This is a genomic window from Zophobihabitans entericus, assembly GCF_011745665.1.
In the GTDB taxonomy this organism is placed as follows: domain Bacteria; phylum Pseudomonadota; class Gammaproteobacteria; order Enterobacterales; family Orbaceae; genus Zophobihabitans; species Zophobihabitans entericus.
Map to the genome: position 1 here is coordinate 2454068 of NZ_CP050253.1, position 14351 is coordinate 2468418.

At 38.0% G+C, this 14351-nt stretch carries 14 protein-coding genes; 4 read left to right on the top strand and 10 right to left on the bottom strand.

Annotated elements, in window-relative coordinates; genetic code table 11:
* Positions 1 to 38 precede the first annotated feature (38 nt).
* The 7 genes from IPMB12_RS11190 to gntR form a co-directional block, all read right to left on the bottom strand.
* Positions 39 to 914, bottom strand: coding sequence for a PTS system mannose/fructose/sorbose family transporter subunit IID (locus tag IPMB12_RS11190; RefSeq protein ID WP_166917500.1), 876 nt, complete (start codon positions 912 to 914; stop codon positions 39 to 41).
* Positions 915 to 955: 41 nt separating this feature from the next.
* The gene (locus tag IPMB12_RS11195) at positions 956 to 1789 is read right to left on the bottom strand and encodes a PTS mannose/fructose/sorbose/N-acetylgalactosamine transporter subunit IIC (RefSeq protein ID WP_166917789.1); all 834 of its coding nucleotides are present in this window, start codon (positions 1787 to 1789) and stop codon (positions 956 to 958) included.
* Positions 1790 to 1974: 185 nt separating this feature from the next.
* Positions 1975 to 2952, bottom strand: a complete 978-nt coding sequence (locus IPMB12_RS11200) for a D-isomer specific 2-hydroxyacid dehydrogenase family protein (protein ID WP_166917501.1) — start codon at positions 2950 to 2952, stop codon at positions 1975 to 1977.
* A 96-nt stretch (positions 2953 to 3048) separates the two neighbouring features.
* A complete protein-coding gene (locus tag IPMB12_RS11205) occupies positions 3049 to 3687 on the bottom strand; it encodes a bifunctional 4-hydroxy-2-oxoglutarate aldolase/2-dehydro-3-deoxy-phosphogluconate aldolase (RefSeq protein ID WP_166915579.1) in 639 nt (212 codons plus the stop codon).
* A 99-nt stretch (positions 3688 to 3786) separates the two neighbouring features.
* The gene (locus tag IPMB12_RS11210) at positions 3787 to 4737 is read right to left on the bottom strand and encodes a phosphoglycerate dehydrogenase (RefSeq protein ID WP_166917502.1); all 951 of its coding nucleotides are present in this window, start codon (positions 4735 to 4737) and stop codon (positions 3787 to 3789) included.
* A gap of 379 nt (positions 4738 to 5116) precedes the next feature.
* Complete coding sequence (edd, locus tag IPMB12_RS11215) at positions 5117 to 6922, bottom strand: phosphogluconate dehydratase (RefSeq protein ID WP_166917503.1); 1806 nt, start codon at positions 6920 to 6922, stop codon at positions 5117 to 5119.
* 265 nt (positions 6923 to 7187) lie between these two features.
* Positions 7188 to 8183: a gluconate operon transcriptional repressor GntR gene (gntR, locus tag IPMB12_RS11220; RefSeq protein WP_166917504.1), complete on the bottom strand. Its 996-nt coding sequence runs from the start codon at positions 8181 to 8183 to the stop codon at positions 7188 to 7190.
* A 303-nt stretch (positions 8184 to 8486) separates the two neighbouring features.
* Between gntR and IPMB12_RS11225 the strand changes: the two genes are divergently transcribed.
* The 3 genes from IPMB12_RS11225 to mltF all read left to right on the top strand — a co-directional run bounded on the left by IPMB12_RS11225 (position 8487) and on the right by mltF (position 11946).
* Positions 8487 to 8783, top strand: coding sequence for a hypothetical protein (locus IPMB12_RS11225; protein ID WP_166917505.1), 297 nt, complete (start codon positions 8487 to 8489; stop codon positions 8781 to 8783).
* 339 nt (positions 8784 to 9122) lie between these two features.
* A complete protein-coding gene (locus IPMB12_RS11230; RefSeq protein WP_323811313.1) occupies positions 9123 to 10175 on the top strand; it encodes an NAD(P)-dependent alcohol dehydrogenase in 1053 nt (350 codons plus the stop codon).
* Between the two features lie 277 nt (positions 10176 to 10452).
* The gene (mltF, locus tag IPMB12_RS11235) at positions 10453 to 11946 is read left to right on the top strand and encodes a membrane-bound lytic murein transglycosylase MltF (protein ID WP_166917506.1); all 1494 of its coding nucleotides are present in this window, start codon (positions 10453 to 10455) and stop codon (positions 11944 to 11946) included.
* On the opposite strand, the gene tadA is transcribed toward mltF, so the two are convergent.
* Positions 11919 to 12428: a tRNA adenosine(34) deaminase TadA gene (gene tadA / locus IPMB12_RS11240; protein ID WP_166917507.1), complete on the bottom strand. Its 510-nt coding sequence runs from the start codon at positions 12426 to 12428 to the stop codon at positions 11919 to 11921. The genes mltF and tadA overlap by 28 nt on opposite strands.
* A gap of 111 nt (positions 12429 to 12539) precedes the next feature.
* On the opposite strand from tadA, the gene IPMB12_RS11245 reads away from it, so the two are divergent.
* Positions 12540 to 12797, top strand: a complete 258-nt coding sequence (locus IPMB12_RS11245; protein ID WP_166917508.1) for a YfhL family 4Fe-4S dicluster ferredoxin — start codon at positions 12540 to 12542, stop codon at positions 12795 to 12797.
* Between the two features lie 112 nt (positions 12798 to 12909).
* Here IPMB12_RS11245 and ispH read toward each other — a convergent pair whose 3' ends face one another.
* Positions 12910 to 13860, bottom strand: a complete 951-nt coding sequence (gene ispH / locus IPMB12_RS11250; RefSeq protein ID WP_166917509.1) for a 4-hydroxy-3-methylbut-2-enyl diphosphate reductase — start codon at positions 13858 to 13860, stop codon at positions 12910 to 12912.
* Positions 13861 to 13862: 2 nt separating this feature from the next.
* Positions 13863 to 14348, bottom strand: coding sequence for a signal peptidase II (lspA, locus tag IPMB12_RS11255; RefSeq protein WP_166917510.1), 486 nt, complete (start codon positions 14346 to 14348; stop codon positions 13863 to 13865).
* Positions 14349 to 14351: the final 3 nt, after the last annotated feature.

The following is a 14351-nucleotide window of genomic DNA, read 5'->3' on the forward strand; positions in this document are numbered from 1 at the left end:
TATTCTTGCTTATAAGATAACGTCATTAACTGACTATCTTATAAAAAGTGTACGATACTATACTCAATTGCTGCCCATACACCAAGGATAATTGTTAATCCAATTAATGCATTTGTTACTTTTAAGCCTTTCTTCGTGAAGTAGAAGTATAAACCACTTACAACAACTAATGGTAGAAGACCTGGTAAGATTTTGTCCAGAGTTTCCTGGATAACGAAGTCTTTACCAGAAAGGTTAAAGCGTAAGCTTGATGCAACTTTGATATAGCTAGCGGCTAAAATACCCATCATGAATAGACCTAGAATAGATAGGGCTTCAATGATCATTTGCATTTTAGTACCAACAACTTCAGTCGCTGCGTTTCTACCTAGTTTGAAACCTAATTGGCAGAAATAGTAACCAACAGATACTTGGTAAGTTACAAATGCGATGAATGGGAATAATGCACCGATAGCTAAACCTTGTTGTGCCCATGGTAACGCGATTGCGATGAAGATGTATTGAACTGTACCAGAGTCAATAGCATCACCGATACCAGCAAGAGCACCCATAAGACCTGCTTTAGTATTATAAAGTAAATCGTCATTAATACTAATTGGTTTACCTTCATAGGTTTCTTGTGCACGAACGATTTCTAACGATGATACGATACCAGTGATTGTACCACCACCCCAGGTTAACTGAGTGTTAAAGAATAATAAATGTCTTTGGTATGCTGCGATAAGATCATCTTTATCTTTATATAGTTTTTTAAGAATTGGCATTAAGCCCCATAGTAAAGCCGCTGCGATATAACGATCGAATGAATGCGGAATTTCGTTCGCATAGTAGAATCGTAACCATGCAACCATCACGTCTTTTTTCGTGATTTCTTCTGGCTTTAAATCAATACTTCTTTGTTGAATGTCAGTCATTCTGTATTCCTCTAAAAAATTTCTTATTCATCAATACGCTATTAATAATCGTCTTCTTCTGAAGAACCTGAGCTGACACTATTTGATGAGCCTAGGTTATCTTTAACAGTGTTAAATGTTTCAGATTTAACAAGAACGAAGATGAATGCAATGATTGCGCCAATGACAGCATAAGTTACCATTGTTACGTTTAACGGTTTTGCAACTACTGCTGCAAAGTAAGCTAATAGGAAGAATACGATATAGCTACGTTTACCAATAACATATACAGTTAATGCAATACCAACCGCAGCTAAACCACCACCAATTACGTTAAGAATGTGGAAGATCATGTCACTGGAGTTAGATTTAATCACGTCTGCAATTACTGGAGCACCGTAATATAGTGCCGCAAACATAAATGGAATATAAATAATGAAAGAAGCAACAATTGGAAGAATAATGATAGAGAATGTTAATCCACTAGCACTACCTCTTTCAGCAGCCGAGTCTACAAATTTTTTCATAATGAAAGTATTTACGAAAAATCTGAATTGGTATAAGTATGAACCTAAAAGACCGACCGGAACAGCAACCGCAACAGCAGCAGCTGGAGTCATGTTACCAAGTAATGCAACCGGAACTGCGATAGCTGTAGCAACAGCTGGCTCAGATGGCATTTGACCACCAGGTGAGAATACACCCATATAAATTAATTGGATAGCAGCAGTTGTGATCATCGCACTTTCAATATTATTGAACACGATACCAACAACTAAACCAGTCATCATTGGTGAGAAGCGCAGTGTTAACGTTGCACCACCAAACAATGATCTTGACATAACTAAGGCAACCCAAATCGCAAGGATTATGGCTTGCAGAAATGTTACATGCATCTCTTGCATATTTTTACTCCATTGTTTCAACATGAAATAATTCCGAAATAGTCACAAATGTATCTATTAAGGAACGAATTATTATTAATTTCGGATAATCACTAGTTCAATATAGTTCATTCAGGTTTGAAAGAAACTAATAACTATCCGGATTTACACCACGACTCTTAACTATCAATAAACAATTAAGAGACAACACTTTCTAACGGTTTATTAGAAATCAAATTTTCAACATCTGCTACACACTTCTCACCCATCCCTTGCAGACATTCAATTGCATAAGCAGAAGTATGTGGCGTAACCAAAATCTTACTGTGCTTAACAAAAGGATGATCATTAAAGGAAGGTTCGCTGTACATAACATCTGTCGCATAGCCAGCTACAATACCCGCGTCTAATGCTTTGAGTATTGCATCTTGTTCAATTAACTCTGCACGTGCAGTGTTAGTAATGTACACACCTTTTTTCATCAAGGAAAACTCTCTGTCTTTCAAGAGATTCTTACTAGTCTCGTTTAATGAAGCATTTAACGAGATAACATCTGCATGAGATAGCAGATAATCTAAATCGACAACTTCAGCACCGACTTTCTTAGCCCAAGCTTGATCGATTTTTGGGTCAACGACAAGTAATCTTGCGTTATAACCAAATTTTAGGATTTCAGCAACACGGCTCCCAATGTTACCACAGCCAACAACACCCACTGTTTTACCTGTAACGTTGATACCTAAGAAAGTCGCACGTTTAGACCATTCGTTATTCTTAACAGCTTCTTGAGAATCCACTGTACGACGAATAAGTGCCATTAAGTTAGCTACTGCATTTTCAGCAACAGCGTCTCTTTCAACCAGAGCTGGAACGATAGTAACAACTGTACCATGTGCTTTAGCAGCAACAACATCAACGTTGTTAAAACCAATCCCGTGACGAGAAAGAAGTAGTAATTCATCTTTATTATCAAAAAATTCTTTATTGAAGAATGGTCTTACGCTGGCAATAATGATATTAAAACCGTTTAATGCTTTAGCTAAATCTTTACCACTAATATCATTATCAAAAACAAAAGACTCAACTTCACCGATCTTTTTTAATCTTTCCAGTTGCTGTGGAAAGTATTTTCCGAAGCTACTGGAATTGACGATGGCTATTTTATAGCTTTTCACAAAAAGTTCCTCATTCAAACATCAACTTCTAATCACAAAACATTCACCTAAATACTATTCTTGTTATTTTCTATTTAGGTGAATCATTAAAACAACTTATTTAGCACCTTCAACTGCTTCTTTAGCTAGTTTAGTAATACCAGCAAAATCACCTTTAGCGATAAGATCAGTTGGAACAAACCATGAACCACCCACACAAAGCACATTTTTAAGTGCTAAGTAATCACGGTAGTTTTTTGGACTGATACCGCCAGTTGGGCAGAATTTTGCATCAGGAATTGGGCCAGCAAATGCTTTAAGTGCTGCAATACCGCCGTTGATTTCAGCCGGGAAGAATTTAAATGCAGTTAAGCCAGCTTCTTTCGCTGTCATTAGTTCACCAATTGTTGCCACGCCAGGAATCACCGGTACAGTGCCTTCAACTGCTGCTTTTAAAATTGACGGCGTTAAGCCCGGAGTGATGATGAACTCAACACCAGCAGCGGTGACTTCTTTTAATTGTTCAACAGAGGTTACTGTACCGGCACCCACTACTGCACCCGGGACTTCTTTGATGATTTTTTTAATTGCATCTAAACCACAAGCAGTACGTAAAGTCACTTCAAGTACTTTCACGCCACCAGCCATTAACGCTTTTGCAAGAGGAACAGCATCTTCAATCTTCTCAATAACAATAACCGGAACTACTGGTCCAAGAGATAAAACTTCTTCTGCTGATCTTTTCCAATTTTTCATAACACTAACCTCAAATAATCAATAAAAATAATATCTGTATAGCTTGACTGATATATAACTACCAGAGTAATTCCTTAGAATTACTCTGTCATTCAATAATTATATAACAGAATGTTGTGGTTTATCCCCAGCTAAAACACGAACGACTTCTTCAGCTGCCATAACTAACGTTTTCACTACTGCGTCGCTCGTAAAAGCACCAGTATGTGGAGTCATAATTACGTTGTTTAAGCTGAAGAAACGTGAATCAGTAAATGGTTCAGTCGTAAATGCATCAAGACCAGCACCACCAATTGAACCATTCGTTAATGCTTCAAATAATGCATCATCATCAATTAACTCACCACGAGCAGTGTTGATGATATAAACACTTTTCTTCATCTTGCTGATGCTTTGACGATTGATCATATGATGAGTTTTATCTGTAGCTGGTAAATGTAAAGAGATAAAATCAGCTTGTTCAAACATCGGATCCATTTCGTCATAATACTTAACGCCATATTTTTCTTTTAATTCTGCGTTAGGATAAAGATCATAAGCAATGACTTTCATTCCGAAAGCTAAACAACGAATCGCTAAGTTTTTACCAATTGCCCCTGTACCAAAAATAGCGATAGTTTTGCCGTAAAGCTCCATACCGTTTTCTCTTTTCCAGGAACCTGCACGCACGTTTTTATCCATAAGATGGATTTTACGAGCCAGACCAGTAATAAATGAGAATGCCAGTTCACAAACAGAAACACTGTTTGTACCTGGTGTGATTGTTACATAAACATTGTTCTTTTTAGCTGCATCAAGATCAACACGGTCATAACCAACACCATTACGAGCAATAATTTTTAATTTTGGTGCTGAGTTAATGACGTCTGCAGTAATAAAATCCAGACCAGCAATCGCTGCATCAACATCCTTAATTAGTGGAATAAGTTCTTCCGCTTTTAATGGTTTTTCTGGCGTAACAAGTTTAATTTCATGTCCCGCATCGGTCAGAACTTTCTTTGCCTCTTCACAGGTTGCAAATGCTCTCGCTGTTGTAAGCACTACTGCCATTTTAAGTCACTCCTATATTTTTGCTTATTTTAATATCTTTTAAAAATTGGAAAGTTACCGGTAAATAATGTACTGAACTTGCCAATAAATTGCTACTTAAAAATGAAAACTATAAATTTAATCCACTGATTATTATTATTTTTTTATCCGGGATAATACAGCTTTCACAAAGTTACCGGGAACAAGATAGCGCTATTATAATTAATACAAAAATAAAATCTGTAAAATAGATCACATATTTGGAAAGTACTCTATCCCCACTGGATAAACGTTTAGTTTTCAAAATGATAATCTACTCAACTTACACTACTTATTAACTTTTCTATGGCTAAATAAAACAAAAAGGAGATCATTTTTAACAATCTCCCTATTTATTAAACTAAAAACTATCAGCGCCCTCTTCAGCCGAAGATAGATTGTTACGTAAAGAACCAAATAATTCGCGCCCAAACCCTGAGTGGAAAGGAGTCAGGTCAAATTCAAAAGCTTTACGTGTTGCTAATTCTTGATCTGAAACCAGTAACGTCATTTCACCTGTCAAACCATTGATACGAATAAGATCGCCTTCTTGTACTTTATTAAGTAACCCGCCAATACTTGCTTCCGGTGTCACATGGATAGCCGCAGGTACTTTACCAGAAGCACCAGATAAACGTCCATCCGTTAATAACGCCACTTTGTATCCTCTATCTTGTAAAACCCCAAGCGGCGTGATTAATTTATGCAGTTCAGGCATACCAATTGCTTTTGGTCCCTGGAATCTGACAACAACAACACAGTCTTTATCTAACTTACCGGCTTTGAACTGCGCATCTAAATCATACTGACTATTAAATATTACAGCTGGTGCTTCAATAATTTGATGTTCAGAAGAGACTGCAGAAGTTTTCATAACTGCTCGTCCTAAATTCCCCTTCATCACTTTTAAACCGCCATGAGAATTAAATGGTTTATTGATTGAAGCAATGATAGTGTCATCCAGTGATTTTTCTGGTGATTCACGATAGATTAATTTACCATTTTCGAGAATAGGTTCTTTAGTATAGCGGCTAAGCCCACGACCAACGACAGTCTCTACATCCTCATGTAGTAAACCACCTTTAAGTAGCTCCCTGACAAGGACGGCAGTACCACCAGCAGCCTGGAATGAGTTAATATCTGTTGGACCATTTGGATAGATACGACAAAGCAGAGGTACGACTTCAGATAAGTCTGAAATATCATCCCAGTTGATAATAATCCCAGCTGATTTTGCCATAGAAACCAGATGCATGGTCAGGTTAGTTGAACCACCGGTTGAAAGTAGTGCCACCAGACCATTGACAATAACACGCTCATCCACCATTTTACCTACTGGTAAATAGTTACCTGATTGCTCTGTTAAACGGGTAATTTGTTTTGCCGCAGCATTAGTTAATTCATGTCGCAATTGAGTATCTGGTGGCACAAATGCCGCCCCTGGCAAATGTAGGCCCATTAACTCAATCACCATTTCATTACTGTTGGCTGTACCATAGAATGTACAAGTACCCGCAGTATGGTATGACGCGATTTCTGACTCAAGCAGATCTTCACGCGTTGCTTTACCTTCAGAATAAAGCTGACGAATACGGACTTTTTCTTTATTTGGAAGCCCTGATGGCATTGGGCCTGACGGAACAAAAATAGCAGGTAAATGACCAAAAGTGAGGGCCCCAACAAATAGTCCCGGAACTATTTTGTCACAAACACCTAAATACATCGCGCCATCAAACATATTGTGAGACAGCGCAATCGCGACAGACATCGCAATTACGTCACGACTCATTAACGAGATATCCATTCCCGGTTCACCTTGCGTCACCCCGTCACACATAGCAGGAACACCACCGGCCATTTGTCCGACTGCACCCACTTCGTGTAATACTTTTTTAATTTGTTCCGGGTAACATGCATAAGGCTGATGAGCGGATAACATATCGTTATAAGAACTAATAATACCGATATTACTTTTTAGAAGATTTTTTAAATCATTTTTATCCTGAGCACAACAACCCGCAAAGCCATGTGCTAAGTTACTGCATGGTAAAGATGAGCGGGAAACCTTTTTCGTTGCCGCATGTTCTATCTTAGCCAGATATGCCTGACGAGTTGCCTTTGAACGCTCAATGATTCTTTTAGTTACATTTTGGACAGTTATATTCACATTTGCCTCTGATTGCTTCTAATGTAAGATAAGTAGTTAAAATTATTTTTATATACTTATTAAAGTTAATTTAAATTAAATGTTACTGGTAACATTAATTCTATCACAAAAATAAATCAACAAAAAGAAGCAAAAATTGCGACGTAAATCACAGTCGTTAATTGATAATTAAAATCTATTGAAAAAAGTAGGGTTATTTCATAACAAGCTGATTAATTTGAATAATTGATAGGATTTATATAAGTATAAATCCCTAAATAGAAAATCAGATACTACCGCCATCCAGATATTGCACTGGTAAATCGATGACACTTGATGATAGCTTTTCACCACTCAGACGTTTAAGTAGCATCTCTGCGGCAATTTTTCCCATCTCCATTCGAGGGGTGAGTACTGAAGCTAGCTGAGGAGTAACCGCCCGCCCTACATCATGGCCGTGGAATCCGGCAATCGCTAATTGTTCAGGAACTTTGATATTAATTCTTTGGCATTCAAATAACACACCTAGTGCTAGGTTATCATTACTACAGAAAATACCATCTACTTTATCATTTTCTTTCAGAGCCTGATGAAGCAGCTTACCACCCAGAGTATAAGATGATAACTCTTTGGTTGAGATAGTATAACTATTTAAACCATTCTCCTGCATGGCTGCTTCATAACCTTTTTGACGAATAATACTTCGTTCATCAAGACGCGCACCAACATAGACGATATTCTTCTTTCCTTTAGAAATGATACGATTAACAATATTTTTTGCAGCTGTAAAGTTATCAAACCCAACTGCCATATCAATACATGGCGATACACTATCCATCATCTCAACAACAGGTATATCTGCCAGCTCAATCATTTTTAATGTATTAGGTGTATGAATACGTTCGGTTAAAATCAAGCCATCCACATTATAAGAAAGTAAAGAACGAAGTCTCATCTCTTCTTTATCTTTATAGTAGCCGGTATGGGCAATCATTGTTTGATAACCCGCCTTGTCTGTGATCATCTCAATCCCTTTTAACACCTCCGCAAACACCTGATTGGTCAAAGAAGGTAAAAAGACACCAATGGCATGGCTTTTAGCATTAGATAACATGTTAGGCGCTTTATTTGGGATATAACCAAGTTTATCAATGGCTTCTGAGAGTTGCTGCTGTAGTGCTGGAGAGACCAGATTTGGATCACGTAAAAAACGACTCACAGTCATTTTACTTACACCGACAATATTTGCGATATCTAAAAGACCTGTGCGACGTTTCTTCATTTTAGTGCTACCTTAAAGTAATTCTATCTAACTAACTTTTTTATTCTATATAAAAAACTTTCTTTCGCAAAATTCTATTAGGACTTTTGTCCACATTAGTGATCTATATCCTGTTATTTGCTTAAAAAAACAACACGAAGTAAAAGGTAGATGTAAATTATTAGCAATCATTATTTCGATGTAACTTTTTCATTTAAAAAAGAAATGATTGTGAATACGTTATCTATATCGCATAAAAAATTTTTATGCGTTATACTTTACGAAAATTTATCTTCTATACATAAAAAAAAACAGGATCATGAAATGAAATTTAAAACAATATCAGCACTACTTGTTTGTACTTCTTTATTATTAAGTGGTTGTGGCTACGTTAGAAACACTTATGTAAGCGATCAAGATATCAAAGAAAAGACTGCTTTTGCTTTAGATGTTCCGGTGGAGCACATTACCATTATTGATAAAGATCCTGGTCTTAGCGATATCAAATATACAGTTCAAATTAAAGGTCAAACTAAAACGAAACAGTGCTACTTTACTACTATTTTAGCCACTGACTCACAAGCAGTTTGCGCAGGAACCTCAAATCCTTTAACAAAATAGTTATCTACAAATAAGGTGCCTTGTGCACCTTATCTTTAGCTTTTTGATACAAAAGTTTTATACTCTTGCTTAAATATCCACATCGCCAGCTATCTCTTTTCAGTCGTCCTGATATCACTTTACACAAAAAGAGCTGTTTTATCTAACTCTATGAATAACAAGGGATCGTCAAACTTTCTTTTACAAAAAAATAGGTCTATACTTTTAAAACTATCAGTCCTTTTAATCGGACATAAAGTACATCTCCATTCTATTTTTTGTCTGAACAAAACAGAGATGTAAAGATATTATCCTCACATTCACTCAACAATCATTAATTATTTACATGGAGTAAGAATAATGACAATGAAGATACTTGGCTATGCCGCTAAAGCCTCTAAAGCACCACTAGAACCTTACCGTTTTGAACGTCGTGAACCTCGTTCTGATGACGTCGTAATTGAAATCCTTTATTGCGGTGTATGTCATTCAGACTTACATCATGTTAATGGTGACTGGTCAACTAACTATCCTGTTGTTCCAGGACACGAAATTATCGGACGTGTAACTAGTGTTGGTAAAGATGTTAAAAAATTTAAAGTAGGTGATCATGTTGGCGTTGGTTGTATGGTTGACTCCTGCCAGCATTGTAATTCTTGTAAGCATGACCTTGAACAGTACTGTGAAAATGGTGCGACTCTGACCTATAACAGCCTTGATCGCCATGATCACATGCCAACTTTTGGTGGCTATTCAGAAAAAATTGTCGTATCAGACAAGTTTGTGCTCCATATTCCAGATGGACTAGATTTAAAAAGCGCTGCACCTCTGCTTTGTGCTGGTATTACAACCTGGTCTCCGCTCAGACACTGGAATGTAAAAAAAGGCAGTAATGTTGCTGTTGTTGGCCTTGGTGGACTTGGTCATATGGCGATTAAACTAGCCAAAGGTTTAGGCGCTCACGTCACCTTATTTACGCGTTCCCCAGGTAAAGAAGCGGATGCTCGTCGATTAGGTGCTGACGAAATAGTCTTATCAACAGATCCTGCTCAAATGAAAGCGGTAAAAAACAAATTTGAATTGATTGTTGATACTGTTCCTTATAACCACGATGTTAATCCTTATATTTCTACACTTGCAACAAGCGGTACGATTGTACTGGTTGGTTATTTAGGTGAACTAACACCAACTGTTAACGGCGGTCCTCTTGTAACAGCCCGTAAAGCAGTGGCGGGGTCTATGATCGGTGGTATCAAAGAAACTCAGGAAATGCTTGATTTCTGTGGTAAACACGGCATTACTTCTGATGTAGAAATGATCAATATTCAGGATATTAACACCGCTTATAAACGTATGTTAAAAAGTGATGTGAAATATCGTTTTGTCATCGATATGGCATCATTAAAGAAATAATTTATAGTCAATAATGAAGAGCAAAACAGCCTGAATTGTACAGGCTGTTTTTTTATGTTACTCCAGACAAAATCACCGCACATTCTCAATAATATTATCAATACACTTTTAGCTAAAGATGTGATTGTTTTCATCTTCAACTTAGAATTAATCAAATAAAACAAAAAGATAAATTGTAGCTGGTTTATTACTAAACATGATGAGTAATCCCATGTTTCTTTTCCAAACTGAACGATGATATAATCTCACCATATTTATAATAAAACAGAGAATCATATTGATCAAAAAAGTGATCTATTGGGGAATTGGCGCAGTAACGATGATTTTTATCATCATGCTAATGACATTCTACAATAGCAGCAAAAGGCCGCAAGAGCCGGATATCACGAGAAAAGAACAAGGAAGACCAACAAACCTATTACAGCATATTCAGACTCGTCAGGAACTTCGGGTTGGTATGTTGCGTACGCTGACACCTTTTTATATCAATTACCGTAGCCCTAATAAAATGAGTGGTTTTGACCACGCCTTACTCACCCTGTTTGCTAATTCTTTAAATGTTAAATTAAAAGTAACACTAGCCGATACCATGCCAGAATTACTGGAAAAAATGGAGAACGGGGAGCTGGACATCATCGCTGAGGAAGTTCAGGGATATAGTGAATATTCAGATAAATTCTTAGCCAGTCAGCCTTATCACTCAATATCACAACAAGTTGTCTATCGTAAAGGTTCCACTAAGCCTTACTCATTTGAAGAACTCACTAACGGTACACTAGCCGTGTCAGAAAAATCACTACAAAATGTGATTTTAGACGATCTTAAAAATGATTACCCAGATTTAACCTGGGACTGCTCACCAACACTTAATCAGGAAGAGCTACTGAAACTGGTCTTTGATCAAGAGATCGATTATACCATTGCTGATTCTTATACGGTCTTACTGATGCAGCGTATCTATCCTGCTTTAACTGTTGCTTTTACCGCCGTGCAGGAACAACCTCTGCATTGGTATTTTTTACAAAATAACGATAAGAGTTTACTGGAACAAGCTAACCGCTTTATTCATTCCTCACGGGAAAGTGGTACGATTAAACGCCTTGAGCTCCGCTACTTTGGCTATATGAACAGTTTTGATTATGTGGATACGCGAACTTTTATTCGTGCGATTCAACATACCTTGCCAGATTACCAACCCCTATTTGAAAAGTATGCGCAGGAGAATAATCTCGACTGGCGCTTACTGGCTGCAATGGCCTATCAGGAATCACACTGGAATCCTAAAGCAATATCCTCAACAGGTGTACGAGGTATGATGATGCTCACTCAATCTACCGCTCAGTCCCTGAATGTTACCAACCGGCTTGATGCAGAACAAAGTATTCGTGGTGGTACACAATATTTAAGGCAGCTTATTAATCGCCTGCCAAAAAGTATCCCGGAAGATGAACGCGTGTGGTTTGCTTTAGCTGCTTATAATATGGGATATGCACATTTACTTGATGCTCGCAGGCTGGCTACACGTCTTGGTAAAAACCCGGATAGCTGGATTGACGTAAAACAGATGCTACCGCTGTTAACCGAAGAAGAGTACTACACCACTCTTAAATATGGTGCTGCGCGTGGTTATCAGGCTGTACATTTTGTAAATAGTATCCGTCAGTATAATGTCAGCCTGTCAGGATACTTAATGGAAAAAGAGTATCGCCAAAAAGAGATCGAAACCAAAATCGAAATTGCTAATCAGCTCTCTACTAATAATGATTCCTGACTTTTCTTTTGTTGCTTAATTTCCTGACGGCGACGCCGGAAAAACTCGCTGAGCAAACTACTACACTGTTCCTGCAAGACACCTGACGAAATCTGTACACAGTGATTAATACCCGGATAACGCAACAGATCGATAAACGAACCGGCAGCTCCTGTTTTAAAATCACTGGCTCCGTAGACCAGCCGTTCAATACGACTGTGAATAATCGCTCCGGCACACATCATGCAAGGCTCAAGTGTCACATATAAGGTTGCCCCCACCAAACGATAGTTTTGCTGACTCAGTCCAGCTTCTTCCAGCGCCATAATCTCTGCGTGTGCGGTTGGATTATGTAAAGTAATGGTCTGATTCCAGCCTTCGCCAATGATTTGATTATTCAGAACAACGACAGCGCCAACGGGGATCTCATTTTGTTGCTCTGCCCGTTTTGCCCGCTCAAGTGCTTGTTCCATCCAATATTCATCTGAATACAATTCACTCAACTTATTTGCCCCATATTTTCAATATCATCGACTTAATGCAGAATATTATAACGAACTATTGGTATAAAAAGCGAGGCATCGTATAATGAGCGCCGGAAAACGGAGAGTAACATGGCTTTATTAATAACCACCAAATGTATCAATTGTGATATGTGTGAACCTGAATGCCCTAATGATGCTATTTCAATGGGGTTTGAGACTTATCAAATTGATCCTGCGCGTTGTACCGAGTGCGTTGGTTATTATGATCACTCGACTTGTCAGAGCGTATGCCCAATTAGTGGTGTAATCATTCTGGATCCCGATCACATCGAAACACCTGAACAATTACAGGAAAAAGCAGAGAAATTAAAAGCAGAAAAGGCCTAAATTATAACCATTTGATTTATTTGAATATTTTAATTTTATTTATATTAAACAACGAATTAGCTAACAATTCATTTTCTGCCGGCTAACTGGTGATTACTCTGCACAGTCAGCATTAAGACTCATTTTTTACATCGAGTCGTAATTCTTTCGGAATTTCAAAAATAATATCCTCTTTGATACCTTCCATCTCAACCACTTCATGCCCGGCAACACTTTTCAGGTGTTCAATAACATCGTTAACCAAAATTTCCGGAGCAGAGGCGCCGGCAGTGACGCCTACAGTTTTGATACCTTTTAGCCACTCAGGTTGAATATCCAGATAAGAATCAATTAAATAAGCAGGTTTACCAGCACGCTGCACAAGTTCTGCTAAACGATTTGAGTTAGAGGAGTTTTTAGAACCAACGACAAGTACCAGCTCAGCATTGACGGCTAAATCGTAAGCAGCTTTTTGACGGTTAGTGGTTGCATAGCAAATATCATTTTTACGCGGACCACGTATAGCAGGAAAACGCTTATTTAAAGCAGCAATAATATCCAGCGTATCCTCAACAGAAAGGGTCGTTTGAGTGGTAAAACACAAATCCGTCTCATCTTTCACCTGTAATTTTGCCACGTCTTCAACAGACTCAACCAGATAGATACCGCCTTCCGGATTACTATATTGCCCCATGGTACCAACCACTTCAATATGTCCGGCATGACCAATTAAAATCACCTCTTCACCACGGTAACTTGAACGAGCGACTTCCATATGCACTTTAGTTACCAGCGGACAAGTCGCGTCAAAAACACGCAGTGGACGTGATTTTGCTTCAGCACGTACTGCTTTAGACACACCATGAGCAGAGAAGATTAAAATTGCATTATCGGGAACATCGCTTAAATCTTCAATGAAGATAGCGCCCATCTCTTTTAGACGATTCACTACATAGCGATTATGCACTACTTCGTGCCTGACATAGACCGGGGTTCCAAACAGCTCTATCGCGCGTTCAACAATGCTAATAGCACGATCAACACCAGCACAAAATCCTCTTGGATTAGCAAGTAAGACAGCCATGATTACTCCTGCTTCTCACGCTTTTTAGACATAAAACTGCTAATTAGCAACAAGCCAACACCCACACAAATGGCGATATCCGCAATATTAAAAATCGGGTAATGCCAGGTGCCGATAAAGAAATCAAAGAAATCTACGACGAAGCCATGATAAAGGCGATCAAATAAGTTACCGATCGCCCCGCCAAGAATCAAAGCATAGGAACAATTAGCCAGCTTCTCCTCTTTTGGGCTTTTATAAAGTAATCGAATAATAAATAGACTCATCGCAATAGCAATTATTGCAAGGATCCATCGTTGGCCAAGGAAAAAGCTAAAAGCAGCGCCAAAGTTTTGTACGTAAGTTAATGAGAAGAACGGTAATAGATTCACCGAATCATAAAGATCAAACTGAGATAAAACAATAAACTTACTTCCGACATCAACTAAAAAGATAATGACAGATAAAGCTAACCAGTTTAATCCATTAGACTTTGTCGTTTGTTGCATGCA